Genomic DNA, 20407 nt, shown 5'->3' on the forward strand with positions numbered 1-20407 from the left:
TGCTGTATTAAAGCCTGTTTGAAAATTCATTTTTCAGTTCATAATTCCAGGTTTTCAAAGAAAAATTAGGGTTATAATAAGGATCACCCTGTTTCAGGAGGGAAATCCAATGACTTCTCATATATTCTATCTCTGATTGAAAACGTCTTACTTTCTCTTTTGTATCTTCCGGTCCGCGGGTCTTTGACTCGTGATGGTACATTTCCACAAAGGGGTCATAAACCACAAGATAGCCTGCTTTCCCAACCTTCAGACAAAAATCCACATCGTTAAAGGCAACTGCCAGTTTCTCTTCAAATCCACCCACTTCTTCATAGACACTGCGGCTGACCATCATACATGCAGCTGTCACTGCGCTCATATCCTGCTGCAGCCTGGCTTTATGCAGATAACCGCTATGGCTTCTGGGCAGTCCCACAAACATACTGCCTGCTATTCCGCCGATCCCCAGTACAATACCCGCATGCTGAATGGTATCATCCGGGTAATAAAGCCTTGCACCGACAATGCCGACTTCTTCTCTTATTGCATGGCCTAAAAATTCTTCAATCCATCCCGGTGTTATTACTGTTATATCATTATTCAGGCAGATGATATATTCCCCTGAAGATTTTGCTATTCCAAAATTGTTAATAGCCGAATAATTAAATCTGGAAGTATTGCTACCTTCCGAGGAAGGGCTACATTCCGAGGAAAGTCTACATTCCTTGTCCCAATATACTACTTGAATCCGATTTTGTCCATCCAAATTTTTATAAAATGCAAAAGTTTCTTCCTCTTTACTATTATTTTCTACAATAATAACCTCATAATTCGGATAAGTTGTCTTTTCTTTGATGGAATTTAGACAGCTCTGCAAGATATCTGCATGATCTTTATTGGGAATGATAATCGAGACAAGCGGTTTATGAGTCACTTCATAAGAAACCCGGTAAAATCCCATATCTTTTGTCTGGCTAACACTTCCTTTTACTTTGCATCGGTTCAGATGTGCTTCAATTGCCCGTTTTCCTGCCTCAAAAGCATAGGCTTTACTAGCGGGATTGTCAGCTGTGGAAGCTTTGTGAATTCTCCAGTGATAGAGTACCTTCGGGACATGTATTACTTTTGACCCTCTGCATATTGCAAGGCGGCCTGCGATACTTCCGGAACCATCAGTATCAACATGGTTTTTGTTCACACTCTGATCATGCATTTCCCCTTTACTTGCCTCTTCGATGCACCGGAAAACAAAATCATAATCCTGGGCGCCTTCAAATTCCCTGCGAAGCCCTCCTGCTTTTTCTACCAGACTTCTCTTTACCACAAACAGATGACAGATATAATTGTTCGATCTCAACAGATCCAGGTTAAAGTCCGGCTTAAAATGCGGCTGGAAATGTTCCGAAAGATCCGATGTCACTTTATCTTCATCTGTATAAATAACTTCTGCTTCCTGATTTTCCTCTATCGCCTTCGCCACTTCGTACAGCGCATTTGGTGCCAGCAGATCATCATGATCAAACAAAACAATGAACTCTCCTTTAGCCATCGTAAATGCCGCATTTGTATTATCTGCAATCCCCAGATTTTCTTCCAGTTTCTGATACCGGATTCTGGCATCACTTTTCACATATTCTTTTATAATCTTACCCGTCTGCGTGTCGTCTCCGCTGCCATCAGCAAGACACAGCTCCCAATGAGGATAACTCTGTTCGCAGACCGATTCGATCATCTGGCGCAAAAAATCTTCCGGCGTCCGGTAAACAGGAACTACCACGCTGAATTTCACCGGATTCTTCCAGTTTTGTTCTCTCTGCCGTTCCAGTTCCTCTGCCGATGCTTTGTGCCTGTCAAACCAGACAGGATAGTCCACATCCGAATGTTCAAAACGCTCTGTAAGTTTTACCGTAAACTCCTTGAAGCCATAGTGCTTCAGATACAGACACGCTTTTTTAATATTATATGGAGAAAGTCGTTTTACCAGCTTTCCCCAGGAAATCTTTGCATGTTTACTCATTTTTGTCCCCTTGAATAGCACAAGCAGGCTGACCTGCAAAACTGCTGTCTCCTGTGAAAAAACTTTTTATTGTTTTTACCACATGTTCCAAATCCTTTTCCTCCAGACCATAATACATGGGAAGCCGCAAAAGGCGTTCACTCTCTAAAGTGGTATAGCAGTCTTCTCCGCAGAAACGTCCGAATTTCAGACCTGCCGGAGCAGTATGCAGAGGAATATAATGAAACACACTATGTATGCCATTATCATGAAGATAGGCGATTAATCTGCTTCTCACTTTAAGATTCTCCACTTTAATATAGTACATGTGGGCATTGTGCACCGCATATTCCGGCACCGATGGCTGACTTAAATATCCCTGATCCGCCAATCCCTTCAGGCCCTCCTGATAGTATGCATAGCTTCTCATTCTATCCTTTGTAATTTTATCTGCGATTTCCAGCTGGGCATAGAGATAAGCCGCATTCATATCGCTAGGCAGGTATGAGGAACCATAATTCACCCAGGTATATTTATCTATCTGTCCCCGGAAAAACTTACTCCGGTTGGTTCCCTTTTCTCTTAGTATTTCCGCTTTTTCACGATATTCATCCCCCTGGAATAATATCGCTCCGCCTTCACCCATAGAATAATTCTTGGTCTCATGAAAACTGTAACATCCAAAATCCCCGATTGTACCAAGGGCTTTGCCTTTGTAGTAAGCATCCACACCCTGCGCCGCATCTTCAATAACAGCCAAATGATGTCTCCCGGCAATTGTCATAATCTCATCCATGGCACATGCCACCCCGGCATAGTGAACCGGTACAATGGCTTTTGTCTTCTCCGTTACCGCCTGTTCAATCAGACGTTCATCTATATTCATGGTGTCCGGCCGGATATCTACAAATACCAGCTTTGCGCCCTGGAGTACGAATGCATCCGCAGTGGAAACAAATGTATATGCCGGCATAATCACTTCATCCCCCGGCCGGATCTCTGCCAGAAAGGCCGCCATTTCCAGGGCATGGGTGCAGGATGTGGTAAGCAGAGCATGTTTTACATGGAAACGATCTTCCATCCATTGGGAACACCGCTTTGTAAACTTTCCGTCACCACTGATTTTCCTTGCGTCAATCGCCTCTTTTATATAGTCCAGTTCTTTTCCTGTAAATGGTGGTACATTAAAATCGATCATTTTACTACTCTTCTTTCCTATTTCTGCTTATCCTTATGTTCCATACCAGCATTGATATAAATATGATACTGCTTATGATGCTTACAATGACTCCTTCTTTAAATAAAGGGGGATCAAATACTATTTTCACCTCATGGCTTCCCGCTGGAGTTTCAAAGGCAATAAAGCCATAATCCGCCCTTTTTATTTCCTGCCTGTTTCCGTCCAGATAAACGGACCACCCTTTTTCAAAAGGAATTGCCAGCATCACCATACCATCTACCGGTGCTTCAATTTTACCTGTAATCATACTGTCCCGCTTCGGATCTGTAATTTCAATATTTGCTTCTTCATCGTATACAATAGAGTCTTTATATCCGTAAGCGTTCAAATTTGTCAGCTTTGCATTTACTTTTCCTTCATTGATCTGTATCGTAATATTTTCCGTATCCGGCAAAATGTTTAATGCTATATTCTTCGGTTCGTCTTTTCTCACATACACTCTGTAAGGGCGGTCATCGTTTGTACTTATTTCCACATAGGTCGGGAAATCTACCTCGATTGTAAATTCAAGCTTTGCTCTCTGGTATTTTTGTAATGTTTTCTGATTAACCGGAAGATGAATAAAGTGCTGGTCATAGGTTGTAATTTCATGATTACCTGCCTGGCATACGGACGTATCTATTTTATCATACGCAATCAAATCTGCTGCTTTTTTCTTCTGATATTCCTTTAATTGTTTGTCAGAAATCCGAAAAGCGCTCTTCTTTTGGCTTTCCGATTCATCCAGTACCAGAACATCCGACAATAAACCTTCTACATCAAACTGGCTTCGCTTTGCGGTAAATGCATCTTCTTCCATGGTCTTTGTAAAGAATTTACCAAGGGAGGAAGTTTTCTGATTTCTATAAATATAAATATCTCCCACTTCACGCAAAAACTGATAGCCGTCCACATTTAAATCCTTCGTCTTAGTCAAAATGTATTTCACATTACAAAGAGCTGCCAGATCACTGTCATGAACCGCATTTTTAAACTGGTAATGATTGATATCCCCCAAACTGTACAACTGAGGCCATACACGGTCTACAAATGCTGCTATATTTCCATTCTGGGTAGAATTATAAGTACTGACCCCATGATAATACTGCGCCAGCGAATCCATACTGTGGGAAGCAGAGATAAAATCCTTTTCTACTCTGTAAAAAGAAGAATCAATAGATTTTAAATATGCCAGCGCTTCCTCCACGGAAGAATGATATGTGCCTTCAAAATAAGAAGTATCATCTTTCTTTACCGTATCCCTGTTCTTATAATTTAATGCCGTATCACTGGTGACATTAAAAAATAACAGAACCACCAGCATTAAATAGAGATTACTGAAAGGTATCTTCCATTTTTTCTGAACAAACAGCCACAGGACAACTGCCATGCCTATTCCTGTCACAAGCATAAAAAAGGCATTTTCACCATATCCTGCTTCTTTCAGATATGTATAGGCCTTCCCATATACCGCAATAATTCCAATACATGCTGCAGCCAGCCCCAAAATATTTAATTTTCTTTCTTTTATTATCCGGTCCAGCATCATCCCGCTGACCAGTGCGAAAAGCGGCATAAATAAAAAGCTGTGCCTTGAGAATTCATAAGAAAATCCATTGAATATAATACTTCCGCATTTCAGACCAATGCTGACTGCAATCAGTATAACTGCCGCATATTGGGTTATTTTATGCTTTTTATCTGTATTCTGCCTGTGAATAGTAAACAAATACTGAAATAACAATATTACAAACAAGGTAGATAAAAACAGGTGGATATCTTCATAATAATTTGAAAATCCACTGTAAGAATATGTGGATCCCGACTGCAGGTTACTGGAAAACAGATTGTATAATGCTGTCTTATAGTAATCTTTAGGCCAAAGACTGAAAGAAGCCAGCAACCGCTGTGAAAGGCTCGTGGTGGAGGCCAGCCTTGCACTTGTTCCAAACAAAAGTGCGGCAACCGGAAAAAGATTAATGGCTCCCATTCCCACACCTAACAGCATAAAGCATCCATCACTGAATAAAAGCATGATTTTTTCTTTAAGCTTCCATCCATTCAGCTGAATCAGCCGGAAACATAAATATATGCCGCCTCCAAGCAGACACATATATCCCCAATATAAGCTTCCAAATACAATAATACCGGAGACTGCGGCAAGAATCAGTTTGTATTTTTTACATACCAGTGTTTTTTCTATGCAGAGTAAGAGCAGGGGAAAGAAGACAACTACCGTAGCAAATTGATAATGCTGCCCCCAGACCACCATGAAGCCGCTGAATGCATACATAAATCCTGCAATAAGCTTTGCATATTCTGAAAGTGAAAAGCAGGATAAATAATAATAGACTGCGATACCTGCAAGAAGTATCTTAAAAATCTGGAAATATACCAGATACGAAGCCAGATGCTCCGGTCCAAACACGACACCCAACAGGTAAAGCACCATCAAAAAGGGATCTGTCAGGTTCAGTCCAAACATATTTACCCCAAAACCATTGTTGAAATCCCACAGAGAAAAACTTCCGTTTCGCAAATGATTCACAATAGTATTATACTGCATCAGATACTGCTGCTTTGTATCAGAACCTATGTCTCCAAAGACAAAGGTTTCATTTCCAAATATATAACTCTGAAAAATAAGAAGACAGGCACCTAAAATGATCAGGCTTAGAATCCCTGCCGTCTTAAAACTGCTTGTATTTTTTTCCTGTATCATACGTTACTCCCCTTGCTGAAATTCTCCCTAATTAAATCTTCAACGAGAAATCCGCCTTGTCTAACGATAAATTCACATTATAATAAGGATCCCCTTTTTCCAGGATATCCGGCCACTTAGCAAGAAACCTGTTGGCTTCCCTGTTAAACCTCTGGACTTTATCGGGGGTATCCTCATATCCTCTGGACTTGGACTCATAGTGGTAAAGTTCTGCATACGGGTTATACACCACTAACTTACCAAGTGCCCTGACTTTCAGACAAAAATCTATATCATTAAATGCAACCTGAAGGTTCTCGTCAAACCCTCCGGCTTCTTCAAATACACTTCTTTTTACCATCATGCATGCCGCTGTTACTGCGCTTAAATCAGCCGCACAGATAATTCTGGAAAAATATCCATTATCATCACGTCTGCTCCCGATAAATGCATGCCCTGCAATCCCGCCAAATCCAATGATAACGCCTGCATGCTGAATGGTATTATCCTCAAAATACAGTCTGGCTCCTACGGCTCCCACATCATCCCGCATACAGTAGCCCAGCATTTCTTCCAGACAATCTTCATTAATAATCTCCGTATCATTATTTAAAAACAGTAAGTAGCTTCCTTTTGCATGTCTCACACCAAAATTATTGATGCTGGAGTAGTTAAATACATCTTTCCAGCAGACAACATGCACACATGCAAGCTCTGCTTCCAGTTTTCGGTAATAATCAAATGTTTCTTTTTCACTGCTGTTATTTTCCACAATAATAAATTCTATATTAGGATAAGCTGATTTGGTTAAAATGGAACGGACACATTTATCTAAATCAGCAGAATGGTCTTTATTCGGTATGATTACTGAGATCAGAGGTTTCTCCTCCGGCATTACAAACCGGGTCTTATAAAGCCCCAGATATGCTCCACTTGAAACAACTGCTTCGATGCCAAACCTGTCGTAATGCGCCTGCACTGCCCGTGTTCCCGCCTCAAAAGCATAAAGCTTGCTCTCGGGATTCTCAGCAGTGGAATCCTTATGGGCACGCCAATGATAAAGTACTTTCGGTATATGCCAGATCTCTTTTGCCTGCTCTGCACATCTTAAAATAAAGTCGTAATCCTGTGCTCCGTCAAACTCCTGACGCAGGCATCCCACCTGTTTTAAAAGTTCTTTTTTTACAACAAATAAATGACTGATATAATTCATACTGCATAGTAAATCAATATTGAAATCTGATTTGAAATGAGGCTGGAAATATTCTTTTCCATTCATAGTAATTTTATCTTCATCCGAATAAAGCACGTCAATACGGGGATTTTTATTGATTGCTTTCACACACTCAAACAGCGCCTCCGGCGCCAGTAAATCGTCATGATCTGCAAACGCAATATAATTTCCCGTAGCAATCTGAATTGCATAATTAGTATTTTCTGAAATCTGCATTTGCTTTTTCGGATAAATGACCTTGATTCTGGAATCCTTTTTCTGCATTTCATTTAATGTTTCAGCGAGAGGCGAATCCTCCCCGCTTCCATCTGAGAGACATAGTTCAAAGTTCTCGTAAGTCTGGTTTTGTACGGATTCCACAAATTCCTTTAAATAAGGAAGAGGTGTCTTATATAATGGTACTACGATACTGATCAGGGGTCTGAGCCCGAACTTGGTGCGCCTTTGTTCTTCCAGTTCTTCTCTGGAAATCAAATGTTTCCTGCGCCATTTTCCATAGTTCTCTTCAATATTCATATCCACACGCATTACTTTTTCAATCGTACGTTTCATGGCACGCTCCAGACCGTTTCGTTTCAGATATGCAATACCTTTTGTTAAATACGATGGCTGTCCTGATTTTCCGGCAGCAGAAGAACCCACCGTATAGCCGGAACTAAGCCCACATGCTGTAACGGTAATCTTCACCTTCGAAGCCGGTTTCCTATATTCCAGCTGGAACCCGGCCTGATTGCAGAGATGCCCCTCAGGAAAATTACCAGCCAGATCCACACGCTCGTGGAATTTTATTTCTGCATCTATTTCACAGCCTTTACTGTCCTTAAGTTCAACTTGATAAGGTTCTATCGACGCTGCCCAGCCACTTACGGACATTTTCCCATCCGCTCCTGCACGAATAGCATCAATACAGAAATTCACTTCTTTTTGCTGCTTTAAAAGGTTGGAAACAGGAAGCCTGTAAATCCGCTTCTGTTCCTCCTCTGTCTTTTGGAAAACGGATAACTTTTTGTGGGAGCCCATTTCTTTCGGAAGTTTAATCCATATAAAATATTCCCGGTCTATTTCCAGCCCCTTTGCCAGATATTTTTTCCGTACCTCTATCCCCGATAAGTTCGTAACTTTCACAGGAAGCCGCTTCCGGTCCATAAATGCAGAAATATTTTTATCGGTGATTTCATCTCCTTCACAAATTCCCTGCAATACATAGCAGTCCCTGTGTGCCAGATGAAATCTGGCTATCTGTACATTAAACAATCTGTCCATCCGTATCCTCCTAAATTCGTCACCCCATACTGCCAGATTACCAAAGGGTAAATGGCGCACGGTTTACTGAGAAATTCTGATTGTAATAAGGATCACCCGCATCTACAACCGGGCCCCAAACAGAACGGAACTTCTCTACTTCTTTCTGGAAACGCGCCTGTTTTTCCGGCGTATCCTCGTAGCCTCTGGACTTGGATTCATAATGGTGCCACAGTGAAAAAGCATTATAAACAATCAGATACTTTTTCGCGCGCACTTTCATACAGAATTCCACGTCATTTAATGCTACTGCAAAATCTTCATTAAAACATCCAACTTCTTCAAAAACCTCACGGCGCACCATCATACATGCAGCCGTAACGGCACTATAATTACAGTTAATTACAGGGCGGAGCATAAAACCTAAGTCATCCTTCCCGATACCGGAAAAGACGTGTCCTGCAAATCCGCCAAATCCCAGTACAATACCGGCATGTTGAACCGTATCATCTGCAAACAGCAATTTCGCTCCTACGCATCCAACTTCTTCTCTCATACAGCAGCCCAGCATTTCACGAATGCCATCCGGACTGATTAATTCCGTATCGTTGTTTAAAAACAGCAGATAATCTCCTTTTGCATGCTTCACACCAAAGTTATTGATGGCGGAATAATTAAATCCGCTCTCCCAGGTAATCACATGGACATTTTTAAATTCCTGGGAAAGCTTCTCGTAATAGGAGAAAGTATCTTTCTTCTGACTGTTATTTTCCACAACAATAAATTCTATATTTTTATAATTACTTTTCTCCAGAATAGAGCGCACGCAAAGATCCAGATCTTTTGTATGATCTTTATTTGGTATAATAATGGAAACAAGGGGATCACCCGGCGTATGATATTTTACATGATTCATTCCCCAGAGATCCATTCTTTCCACATCCGCTTTAACTCCCACCCGTTTCAGGTGCTCTTCAATCGCTTTTCTTCCGGCTTCATATGCATACATTTTGCTTTCCGGATTCTCAGCAGTAGAATTGCTGTGCATTCTCCAATAATAAAGAATTTTAGGAACATGCTTGATCACTTTTGCCTTTTCGATGCACCGGAACATCAGATCATAATCCTGTGCTCCGTCAAATTCTTTACGGAATCCTCCCACTTCATGGAATATAGAACTTTTCACTACAAAGAGGTGGGTGATATAATTATGGGAGCGCAAAAGGTCAAGGCTAAAGTCCGGCTTCAGATTGGGATCCATATGTTCGGTCAAATCTGCATTTACCTTATCTTCATCCGAATATACAATATCTGTCTTCTTATCCTGCAGTGCCTGCACCATTTCACTGAGCGCATTGGGTGCCAAAACATCATCATGATCTAAAAGTGCTATATAATCACCGGTTGCCAAAGGGATTGCCCCATTGGTATTCTCAGATATTCCTTTATTACTGTCCAGCAAAACATATTTGATTCTGGCATCCTTTTTCGCATATGACTCAAATGCCTCTTCCAGTTCTTTATTTCCACAGCTGCCGTCTGCAATACATAACTCCCACTTTCCATAGGTCTGTGACTGTACGGATTCTATCATCTCATGAAGATATTTCAGCGGTGTATTATACGTGGGAACCAAAATACTGATCACTGGTTTATAAAGAAACTGATGCTTTCTCTGGCTTTCTAACTGAGCCTGCGTTGGAAGCTGAGCCTCAAACCAGTTCTGGTAAGGCGTTTTCGGTTTAACAGCTTCTGTATCCGGCTTTTGCGGCATCATCTGCTTTGCCTTAAACTTGGCATAATTTCGTGCCGTACGCATTTTTTCCATAGCCTGAAAGCCTTTTGTCTGTCTCAGGGCATGCAGCTGATCCTGCAGCTCTTTTCCCTTGTCATGATAGCGATGGGCCTTTTCACGCAGCTCTGTCAGCTCTTTTCTCTGTGCTTTCAGATTTTTAACCATCTCTCTTTCATCCAGGATATCGATATGTCCCTGAATGGTAATGGAATGCAATTCTTTAAAGTTGCCATGGATGATATAAGCCGGATCATAATCCCAGAAAACATCCCCATCTCCCTGATGGAATCCGTTCATAGGTTCTATCTGTGTCATACACTCAGAAATGATGTTATCTATTCTGCAGCAGCAGATTTCCCGCTCCAGAGGATCCCACCTGAGCATACCGATATCTCCCGGATTCTCAATTTCAAAGGTAACCGAAAAACTGCCTTCTTTATCTAAATATAATTTCTGATGTAAGGACCGCTCCTCTGAAAAGACTTCTCCCCCGGAATAATACAAGGTGCTTACAAACTTTGTCTTTGGATGATAGTTAACTCCCAGACCGTCCCCTCTCAGGTCAATAAATCCCTGAGAAATAGAGCTGTACATCTCACGAATTGGTACATGTCCGCGAACTACATAATCCTGAAAAGATTTCTCCATCTCCAGATAAACCGGAATTTGGTCCGGACAGATACCTTCCTGCCGGTAATATTGTGTCAGATCATTCTTCGATATATCTTCATTTCCGTGTAAAAAATAATGAAGAACACGGAAAATCACAAAGTCTACCGGAATCGGAAAAGCAAAGGTCCATTCATAATCAATCAGATTCCAGCCTTTGCCCACCAGAATATTACCCAGTACCATATCGATATTGGATACCGGCATAGAATACTGATTCTCAGGAAGACAAGGATTGCCGAATATTTCTCTGAATTCTTCCGTCATCCGAAAGGGCTCAGTAGCACTTTCACGTATGATCTCAATATAGATATTCAGATACTTCATCGCTTTATCTTTTTTACCGGACTGCCAAAGTTGATGCAGCCCCTCTTCTAAAGTATACATCCCCTCCAGATATTCCAGTTCGACACCTTCTTCAGTCAATGCACAATGATTAACCGAGATCTTCGTACCATGAAACATCTGTGACAGTTCATCGTACCACCTCTTTATATTATTCACATGAGGAATTCCCTCCTCATAGCAGGGTACCTTACGGACCGTTTTTTTCTTATGTTCGTCAATCAGGATATCTGTACGAATATCAAATGCTTTACTTCTTTCATTTGAGAATTTGGAATATACCACTTTCTTCATAATAATTATTTGTTCCTTTCTGATTTGGCAAATTCAGACCGCAAAGCGGGGCATGCAGATGACGTGAATGAATTTTCAAACACGCTCTAAGATAGCCAGGTATGAATTGGAATACAACGGAAACAAGCGGCTGTCTATCAAAGAATCAAAAACTTTTTCTTCATCGAATAAAAGGAGCCGTTCTCTGTCAAAATTCCAGATATTTGTATTCAATTCTCCTTTTTTCGGGAGATATTCATCTGAATATATTGTCATCGGAAGCTTGTAGTCCGGATATGGATAATAGAAATCCGCCTCAGCAAAACCAGCCTCTTTAAATATATCTTCCAGTTCCGGTTTGGAAAAAGTATGCACTCCGCTGGTATTGGGATAGTTTTCCAAGCCTTCAAAATAAGTTCCTACATGGTCTTCTCTACAGCCTGCCCAGTATTTCAGCCCCAAACGGTTTTCAATAGCAATAATCACTTTCCCACCTGGTTTTAAATGGCTTCCGATCAAACGCAAAAACTCTGTGTATGGTTCATCCGTTCCAATATAGCCTTCCGCATACTCAAATACACCAATCAAAGTTATATAATCAAATTTCTTTTCCAGACTTTTTTCTATATCCTGAAAATTTCCAACACATATATTAATATTGTCATAATGCCTGTTACGGTTAGCATTGATCAGGCTTCTCTTTTTGGACAGTTCTATGCAGGTAACTTCTTTTGCCCTGCGTGCCAATGCCCCCGTAATCGCTCCGCATCCGGAGCCGATTTCCAGAACCTCTCCCTGTTTATGAAACGGAAACCAGTCAATGATATTTTGTCTGATATGAGACATATGGTATAACACCGACCAATCCCTGCTGTCTGCAATTACCTGATTTAATTCCTCTTCTTCATAACGGCTTGCAATTTCCAGAAGCATATCTTCAATTTTGCCGTCGCTGTACAAATCTTCACCCGGATAATATTTATAATCCAGACGAACTTTTCCCACCTGTTCCTGCATTGTCAATCCTTTCCCCTTCCCGTATCGGATGTATCGTTATTCGAAGCACACATCCAGAGCATAAAGCCTGGATCTTCCACGCTCTAATTCAATAACGCAACTTTTGAATTCGCATCATAGAAACCAACTGTGTTCTTGGTCGATACGATTGTCAGATTGCATACCTCATACAGCCTGTGATGTACAACAAAATCTACCTGGTCATATCCCGTGCATCCAAGGGAAAGCATATATTCCCCGCCCTGCATATCCATACGCTGGGTAAATGCAATTTCCTGATACTCTCCCGGTCCTTTACTCTGTACATTTACTTTTTCAAATAAGCTGTTGGTTCCGGTAATATCTGTCCCTTTCAGATCGGTAATGGTAAATGCATAAATCGGATCATGAATCTTATCATGAAATTTCACACGCATCTGAATCGTGCACAAACTTCCTTTTTCAATGGTGTTGCTGGACATTCCTTTTTCATCTAATATATTAAATCCGATTATTTCGGCCTTCTTATCCCCATATTCATTAATATGCGGATTCACATCAAAGGACGGATTCCATTCTTCCTGATTCTCTATATCCGCTGCTAAAACAGGTTTTTTCTCCGGCACAACTTCCGTCAGCTTCCCTTGTGCATCCAGATCCAGTTGGTTTACCAGAACCTTTTTATACATGTCCACCATCTGTTTTGGCACGCCTTCTGCAAGCTTCTTGCCTTTGTTTAAAAGAATAACCCGGTCACAGTATTTGCTGATGCTGCTCAGATCGTGGCTTACCAGAAGAATCGTCTTCCCCATCTTCTTGAAGTCTTCAAACTTACGATAACACTTCGTCTGGAAAAATACATCTCCAACGGAAAGCGCCTCATCTACAATCAAAATCTCAGGTTCTATATTAATCGCTACTGCAAATGCCAGACGGACAAACATACCGCTGGAATAGGTTTTAACCGGCTGATGAATAAATTCACCAATATCCGCAAACTCCAGGATATCATCCATCTTTTTTTCAATCTCTTCTCTTGTGAAACCGATCATGGTTCCATTCAGATATATATTTTCAATACCAGTGTATTCCATATTAAATCCGGCACCCAGCTCCAACAAAGCTGAAATTCTGCCGTTTACTGTCAGGTTTCCGCCGCTTGGATTTAACACACCTGTGATAATCTTTAAAATCGTAGACTTACCGGAGCCATTAGTTCCGATAATACCTATCGTCTCACCTTTTATTACATCAAAACTGACATGCTGCAGTGCATAATGGTCTCTGGAAAGGACTTTTTTCTTGCTAAGGCCCAGTGATTCCTTCAACCGGTCGGAAGGCTTGTCATACAACTTATATATTTTCGTAAGGTCTTCTACCTTAATCGCTATTTCATCCATTTATTCTACCTCTTCCTACAAAACATCTGCAAAATGTACCTTTAATTTTCTAAAAAGCTTGGCACCTATTAAGAATATTACTGCTGTAAAAACCCAGAAATAAAGTGTCTGCCAGGGATGATTCCAAAAGCCTACTTTATCAATTAAAGCTTCGCGGTAGCCAAACACAATATAATACATTGGATTCAGTTTAAAGATCACTGCCAGTATCCCTGTTATGCGCAAATCCTCAAAATTCCACATAATCGGTGTCATCCAGACTCCTACCTGTAAAACAATATTGATAATCTGGGTTAAATCCCTGAAAAAAATAACAATTGCACTGGTTACATAAGACAGTGCCAATACCATTACAAACATACAGAAAGTATAATAAATAATCTGCAGAGCATAAAGGGTTGGATAGTGTCCCGACACCGTATACATAAAAAGAACCACTAAAATAAAGAACAAATGTACAAACAATGCAGATATTACTTTTACAACGGGAAGAATACTAATCTTAAAAACTACTTTCTTAACCAGATAGCTGTACTCGATAAAAGCATTCGTCCCATTGTTTAGTCCGTCCGAAAAGAAAAACCATGGCACCAGACCAGCAACCAGCCATAAAACAAATGGCACGTCCCGCACCGGTCCGGATCTTAATTTGGAAAATACAAACGCATATACAAGAACTGTTACAATCGGCTGGACAAATGCCCAGATAATCCCAAGATAAGATCCTGCATATTTCGTTTTAAAATCATTTTTTGCCAGCTGCATTACCAGTTTACGATTCTGGTAAAGCTCCGCCGGCAGGGAAAATATTCTACTTAACATTTAACTACCTCTATTATTTCTTCAGTGTCGCAATGCCGCCCCACTTCTGATCTTTGTCAGAAATAATGAGCTGCATATCAGCAGGAATCGGCCATTCAACCCCAATTTCAGGATCGTTCCATGCCAGTCCGCCTTCATCATTCGGATGATAAAAATCCGTACATTTATAAGCAAACTCTGCAGTGTCAGACAATACAACAAAGCCATGTGCAAAATTCTTCGGTATAAAAAACTGCTTTCTATTTTCTGCCGAAAGCACTACACCAAACCATTTTCCATAAGTTTTAGATCCTTCCCTTAAGTCCACGGCAACATCAAATACTTCGCCGGAAACAACACGAACTAATTTGTCCTGAGGAAAATTAATCTGAAAATGTAAACCACGCAGTACACCTTTTTTAGACATTGACTGATTGTCCTGAACAAATTCCATGTCAATCCCAGCTTCTTTATAGTCATTATAATTGTATGTCTCCATAAAATAACCACGTTCATCGCCAAAAACGGCAGGTGTAATCACTTTTAAACCTTCTATATCACATGTCTCTACTGTAATCTTACCCATTTTTTTACCCATTGTATATTGCAGGCAAGCCTGCAATACTGCCACAATAATACACTGAAAGAATTACATCGTGGCTTCCTTTCTGTATCATAATTTTCTTTCAGCCTTTACCTCTTTCAACTACATAAAAATCTTAATTTAAAAATATATGGACTGCCGGGAATTTTACAGACCGTTTGCAATCTCCATAAGATACTGGCCATATTCCGTCTTAAGAAGCGGCTGAGCGAGTTCAATCAACTGCTCTTTGTTTATAAATCCTCTGCGGTAAGCAATTTCCTCAATGCAGGAAATATAAAGGCCTTGACGTTTCTGGAATGCCGCAACGAAATCTGCTGCATCTAACAGTGAATCATGGTTACCGGTATCCAGCCACGCAAATCCTCTCCCAAGGGTCTCTACATGAAGGGTACCTCTCCTTAAATATTCATTGTTGACACTGGTGATTTCTATTTCCCCTCTGGCTGACGGTTTTACGTTTTTGGCAATTTCCACTACATCATTGTCATAAAAATACAATCCTGGAACTGCATAGTTCGACTTTGGATGTTCCGGTTTTTCTTCAATAGATAAAGCTTTCCCATCTTCATCAAATTCTACCACACCATATTCTCTCGGATCTCTGACATAGTATCCGAAAATAGTAGCACCTTTTTCTCTTGATGCTACATCTCTTAAAATTTTAGAGAAACTCTGTCCATAAAATATATTATCTCCCAAAATCAGCGCTACACTATCTTTTCCGATAAATTCTTCACCAACAATAAAAGCATCTGCCAATCCTCTGGGCTCCGTCTGTACAGCATAGGACATCTGGAGTCCCAATTGTGAACCATCTCCCAGCAAATCTTCGAAAACCGTAATATCCCTTGGTGTAGATATGATTAAAATTTCTTTGATTCCGGCCAGCATCAAAATGGACAACGGATAGTAAATCATCGGTTTATCATAAACCGGCATAATCTGTTTTGAAATTGACTTTGTAAGCGGATACAATCTTGTTCCGGAACCGCCTGCTAATATAATACCCTTCATTCTATAATCCTCCTATTTAACGCAAACGAGCAGTGCCTTGGTACGGGCACTGCTATATGCTTTCTTATTTGTACATTTCTTGGTAATATTTCTGATAATCACCACTGGTCACATTTTTCATCCAATCTTCATTTTCAAAGAACCATTTGATTGTCAGCTTAATGCCATCTTCAAATTTCGTCTCCGGATACCAGCCGATTTCAGCTTTAATTTTATCCGGTGCGATTGCATATCGTCTGTCATGTCCTTTACGGTCTTCCACGTAAGTAATCAGATTTTCACTGACTAATTCTTTTCTTGGATCCCCTTCGGGCAGCATTTCCTGCAGCGTGTTCAGGATAATATGAATAATCTCTATATTCTGTTTTTCGTTGTGTCCGCCTATATTATAGGTTTCAAAAAGTCTTCCCTGTTCCTGAACCATATCGATTCCCTTTGCATGGTCTTCTACATATAACCAGTCTCTTACGTTCTTGCCGTCACCATACACAGGAAGTTTCTTGCCCTGCAGTGCATTGTTGATAATCAGCGGAATGAGTTTTTCCGGGAACTGGTAAGGTCCATAGTTATTACTGCAGTTCGTAATATTTGCCGGGAACTTATAAGTATCCATATAAGATTTTACAAGCATATCGGAAGAAGCTTTACTTGCGGAATATGGGCTGTGCGGATCATAAGGAGTTGTCTCATAGAAGAACTCATCCTCTTTTTCCAAGGAGCCGTATACCTCATCCGTAGATACATGCAGGAATTTTTTGCCTTCCTTAAAAGTTCCGTCCGGGAGCTCCCAGGCTGCCTTCGCCGCATTTAACATCACCAGAGTTCCTAACACATTTGTTTTAACAAATACTTCCGGGTTCTTAATACTTCTGTCTACATGGCTCTCCGCCGCAAAATGAACCACACGGTCAATATCATTTTCTGCAAAAATCTTCATAATGGCATCACTGTCACAGATATCAGCCTTTACAAAGGTATAATTATCACGGTTTTCTACACTTCTTAAATTCTCAAGATTTCCTGCATAGGTCAGACAGTCCACATTGATGATACGAATTTCGCTGTCATATTTCTTAAACATATAATGAATATAATTAGAGCCTATAAAGCCTGCCCCTCCTGTTACCAGATATGTTCTCACTTTTTATTCCTCCAAATTTTGTTTATAAAGCGCCAAAATGCGCTGTTTTGAATTGCGCTACGGGTATTATATCAAATATTGCAGGTTACAGCAAGGAATATTTGTTTTCGGCAATTTTTCACACAGTCTGCCATTATCTATCCCATTTCTGTTTTCCGTTTTTGATAAGTTACTCCGATTTTCTATCAGTACTCACTGATTTTTTCTTTTTATGATAAATAATAATAACTGCCAAAAAAACCACTCCCATCAGTGTACACAGCAGCCCTGCCTTAAGTCCTGGAGTAAAGTATCTTAATTCCACTACGTGCTTCCCCTTATTCAGTACAATACCGCTATACATGGTATTCGTACGCAAAATTTCAGCTTTTTTGCCATCCACATAAGCTGTCCAGCCTTTTGAGTACGGTATCGTCAGACAAAGAAGCTTTGAGGAAGCAAGGTCAATGGTACCTGAAATTTTGTTGGCAGCAAATTCTGTGTTTTCCAGATGCTCTGCTTTCAGTTCTCCTGCCTGGGCAGGGTAATTATCCATTGGCTGGCAGATAACTTTCATGTCTTTAAATGAATATTTGCCTTTATTTTTGAATTTCACTTTTATTGAGTTCAATGAGTCTTTACTATAGCCAAGGTTCACAGCATGGTCCCGTATTCCCTCAAAAGATCTTCGATCAGGTGACAGCAAATATAAATACTTGTGTATGCCATTAGCCCCTACGCTGACTAATGCCTTCGAATTACGCTCATTGCCTCCTTCAAAAAGCAGGTCCTTAAAATAAAGATATGTTTCGGATGCTTCTGCTCCCTTGAATTCTATGGTCACGGAAGATTCCTTCTTCACTTTAAATACACCATCTTTGTATGTAACATTTTTAGAGCACTTTACTTCAAATGGTATTTCCTTCTCCGTAAACTGCGGCTCTGCCTCATTCAGATCTGTAACCTTCTGCTCTAACACCGCTCCCTGCATCATCGCTTCCTGTCTTTTTAGAGGGCTCAGGTTATCAAACTGTTCCTTTGTTATATAGCCGGAATAGGTGTAACCAAAAGGAAGACTGTATTTATTTTTATAGATCTGATAATCAAGCCCATCCGTCTTTTCATCCGTATAGGTTTCATATCCATAGAATATATTATCGGATTTGCCCTTTTCCACTATCTCATATTTTACATTAGATAAAGTACCGAGCATTGCACGGTTATCCAGACTTTTATAGGAAAAGCTATGGTAAAAACGGTTGGCATTTTCACTTAAAGCATTGTATACGTTACTGTCAGACTGACTGAGGTAAAAACTGGTTCCGCTGACACCATTCAGCATTGCCATATTTCCAGCTGTAGAACTGGGGGACTGGTCCAGAATTTCAAAGCGGTTAAACTCTTTGTCTCCTATCTTGTTCGCTGCCCCGGCCTGTCCATTTACCACTTCATGGTAAGCTTCTCCTCTTGTTACATAAATATCCAGATTACCCTTTCTCGGAAAATAATCCAGATTGCCATACACTGCTATACTGGCTACCGTCACAGCAAGTACGGCGAGATAAGACAGATTGTTTGGACTGCATTTTAAAATATTGTCTTTCTTCTTATTTAGAGATATGGCAGCTAATACTCCAAGGGTAATAAATAGTATAATCCACGATGGAACTAAAGATTTATCAATCCCCCTGTTTATCGTCAGGAGCAGGTAGATCAGCAGGTAACAAAGAATTCCTCCGGAAATGAATGCTATCTGCTTTTTCTTTAAACATAGTAAATCAGGCATCATTGTTGTCAGAATAAATGCCAGCAGGAGGCAGTACCCCCACTCCCATCTGTTCGAAGCATAAGAAAAACCATTCATTGCCCGTCCAATAATCGGAAACATAAAAAATACAGACAAAACCACAAACCCAATTGCCAGTTCTTTATGTTTTTTCCATTCCAGAATTAACAAAAATACTGCTGGTATTACAATAACCGCACAGCCAAGCAGCGTCCAATTACCGATCATTTTATTTGATAACAGATTAAATGGCAGCGCTTTATAATACTGGCTGTTATAAAACAGTTGAAAAGCACGTTCTACACTAAATCGTTCACTGGACATTAACGCCAGTGCATTTGGCAAAAACAGAGCACACGCCATCAGCGCTCCGGTAATATAATACCCCGCAAAATTTCTAAGACACAAAAAGAAATTCTTGATCCTGTGCTCCTGGTATATGAAAAAAAATCGGATAATTGCATAAACTACAATTAATATACTTAACATATAGAAAAAGTAAAAATTACTAATTCCGGATATAAAAACCATAGCAATAAAAAAATAGGGCTTTTTCTTTGCAAATATTTTTTCTATTCCAATCAAAAGCAGCGGCAAGTATATCATAGGGTTGATAAAAAACGGATGTCTCCCTGCTGTATACAGAGCAAATGTGCAAAAAGCATAGGTAAAAGCTCCGCAAAGCGTTGCAAAACGCCCCTTATTCATCATCCTGCAAAAAGCAGAAAATCCAATTCCTGCAAGATACATTTTTAAAAGAATTAAAAACTCATAAAGGTAATCCGCTTTTGATGCAGGAACAAAAACTGCCAACAGGTTGAGTGGATCCCCTATTGCATAGTAATTCAAGGTATTCAATACATCTGATCCATATCCTATATGCGGATCCCAAAGAGGTATAGACAATTTTCCTGTGGAAAATAATGTAGAAATAATACTTCTTAAATATTTTCCAAAATACGCCAGTGAACTGTAATGCTGATTCAGTCCGTCAACTTTCCAAATCATTGATTTCCCATCTAGCAGAAACCCAAGGAAACATGCAAAAGCAATTGCGATAAACAATATCGTATAAATTACATAATAATTGATACGTTGATTCCTCAAACTTTTGGAATCATATTTCTTTAACTTACTTACTATCCCATCCATTTCATAACCTCACTTCTAATATCTAATGCACACTCTTCTCTTTTGTAAGTAACTTTCAAATATCATAATTCTATC

At 40.1% G+C, this 20407-nt stretch carries 12 protein-coding genes; all 12 read right to left on the minus strand.

Annotated features, from left to right (window positions below; genetic code table 11):
• Positions 1-7 precede the first annotated feature (7 nt).
• A complete protein-coding gene (locus QR40_RS21210; protein WP_044296663.1) occupies positions 8-1999 on the minus strand; it encodes a glycosyltransferase family 2 protein in 1992 nt (663 codons plus the stop codon).
• On the minus strand, positions 1992-3176 hold the full coding sequence (gene rffA, locus QR40_RS21215; RefSeq protein ID WP_044296664.1) for a dTDP-4-amino-4,6-dideoxygalactose transaminase: 1185 nt from the start codon (positions 3174-3176) through the stop codon (positions 1992-1994). The genes QR40_RS21210 and rffA overlap by 8 nt, the downstream gene beginning before the upstream one ends.
• A gap of 4 nt (positions 3177-3180) precedes the next feature.
• Positions 3181-5919, minus strand: a complete 2739-nt coding sequence (locus QR40_RS21220) for a YfhO family protein (protein ID WP_044296665.1) — start codon at positions 5917-5919, stop codon at positions 3181-3183.
• A 31-nt stretch (positions 5920-5950) separates the two neighbouring features.
• Positions 5951-8395, minus strand: coding sequence for a glycosyltransferase family 2 protein (locus tag QR40_RS21225; RefSeq protein ID WP_044296666.1), 2445 nt, complete (start codon positions 8393-8395; stop codon positions 5951-5953).
• A 37-nt stretch (positions 8396-8432) separates the two neighbouring features.
• Positions 8433-11477 carry a glycosyltransferase family 2 protein gene (locus QR40_RS30120; protein ID WP_052430978.1) on the minus strand — a complete coding sequence of 1015 codons (3045 nt, stop codon included), beginning with the start codon at positions 11475-11477 and terminating at the stop codon, positions 8433-8435.
• 75 nt (positions 11478-11552) lie between these two features.
• On the minus strand, positions 11553-12473 hold the full coding sequence (locus tag QR40_RS21235; RefSeq protein WP_027296817.1) for a class I SAM-dependent methyltransferase: 921 nt from the start codon (positions 12471-12473) through the stop codon (positions 11553-11555).
• A gap of 83 nt (positions 12474-12556) precedes the next feature.
• Complete coding sequence (locus QR40_RS21240; protein ID WP_027296816.1) at positions 12557-13852, minus strand: ABC transporter ATP-binding protein; 1296 nt, start codon at positions 13850-13852, stop codon at positions 12557-12559.
• Positions 13853-13867: 15 nt separating this feature from the next.
• Positions 13868-14674, minus strand: a complete 807-nt coding sequence (locus QR40_RS21245; RefSeq protein WP_027296815.1) for an ABC transporter permease — start codon at positions 14672-14674, stop codon at positions 13868-13870.
• A gap of 13 nt (positions 14675-14687) precedes the next feature.
• On the minus strand, positions 14688-15239 hold the full coding sequence (gene rfbC / locus QR40_RS21250; RefSeq protein WP_044296714.1) for a dTDP-4-dehydrorhamnose 3,5-epimerase: 552 nt from the start codon (positions 15237-15239) through the stop codon (positions 14688-14690).
• 165 nt (positions 15240-15404) lie between these two features.
• A complete protein-coding gene (gene rfbA, locus QR40_RS21255; protein WP_027296813.1) occupies positions 15405-16274 on the minus strand; it encodes a glucose-1-phosphate thymidylyltransferase RfbA in 870 nt (289 codons plus the stop codon).
• Between the two features lie 64 nt (positions 16275-16338).
• Positions 16339-17415, minus strand: a complete 1077-nt coding sequence (gene rfbB / locus QR40_RS21260) for a dTDP-glucose 4,6-dehydratase (protein WP_027296812.1) — start codon at positions 17413-17415, stop codon at positions 16339-16341.
• 169 nt (positions 17416-17584) lie between these two features.
• On the minus strand, positions 17585-20332 hold the full coding sequence (locus QR40_RS21265; RefSeq protein ID WP_044296667.1) for a YfhO family protein: 2748 nt from the start codon (positions 20330-20332) through the stop codon (positions 17585-17587).
• Positions 20333-20407 lie beyond the last annotated feature (75 nt).

Origin of the sequence: Robinsoniella peoriensis (assembly GCF_000797495.1) — a bacterium.
In the GTDB taxonomy this organism is placed as follows: domain Bacteria; phylum Bacillota; class Clostridia; order Lachnospirales; family Lachnospiraceae; genus Robinsoniella; species Robinsoniella peoriensis.

What these genes read in the sequence shown, in the direction of transcription:
- QR40_RS21245 (WP_027296815.1), bottom strand. Translation starts at nt 14,674, where the DNA reads ATGTTAAGTAGAATATTTTCCCTGCCGGCGGAGCTTTACCAGAATCGT.
- QR40_RS21240 (WP_027296816.1), bottom strand. Translation starts at nt 13,852, where the DNA reads ATGGATGAAATAGCGATTAAGGTAGAAGACCTTACGAAAATATATAAG.
- rffA (WP_044296664.1), bottom strand. Translation starts at nt 3,176, where the DNA reads ATGATCGATTTTAATGTACCACCATTTACAGGAAAAGAACTGGACTAT.
- rfbC (WP_044296714.1), bottom strand. Translation starts at nt 15,239, where the DNA reads ATGGGTAAGATTACAGTAGAGACATGTGATATAGAAGGTTTAAAAGTG.
- QR40_RS30120 (WP_052430978.1), bottom strand. Translation starts at nt 11,477, where the DNA reads ATGAAGAAAGTGGTATATTCCAAATTCTCAAATGAAAGAAGTAAAGCA.
- QR40_RS21225 (WP_044296666.1), bottom strand. Translation starts at nt 8,395, where the DNA reads ATGGACAGATTGTTTAATGTACAGATAGCCAGATTTCATCTGGCACAC.
- QR40_RS21210 (WP_044296663.1), bottom strand. Translation starts at nt 1,999, where the DNA reads ATGAGTAAACATGCAAAGATTTCCTGGGGAAAGCTGGTAAAACGACTT.
- rfbA (WP_027296813.1), bottom strand. Translation starts at nt 16,274, where the DNA reads ATGAAGGGTATTATATTAGCAGGCGGTTCCGGAACAAGATTGTATCCG.
- QR40_RS21235 (WP_027296817.1), bottom strand. Translation starts at nt 12,473, where the DNA reads ATGCAGGAACAGGTGGGAAAAGTTCGTCTGGATTATAAATATTATCCG.
- QR40_RS21220 (WP_044296665.1), bottom strand. Translation starts at nt 5,919, where the DNA reads ATGATACAGGAAAAAAATACAAGCAGTTTTAAGACGGCAGGGATTCTA.
- QR40_RS21265 (WP_044296667.1), bottom strand. Translation starts at nt 20,332, where the DNA reads ATGGATGGGATAGTAAGTAAGTTAAAGAAATATGATTCCAAAAGTTTG.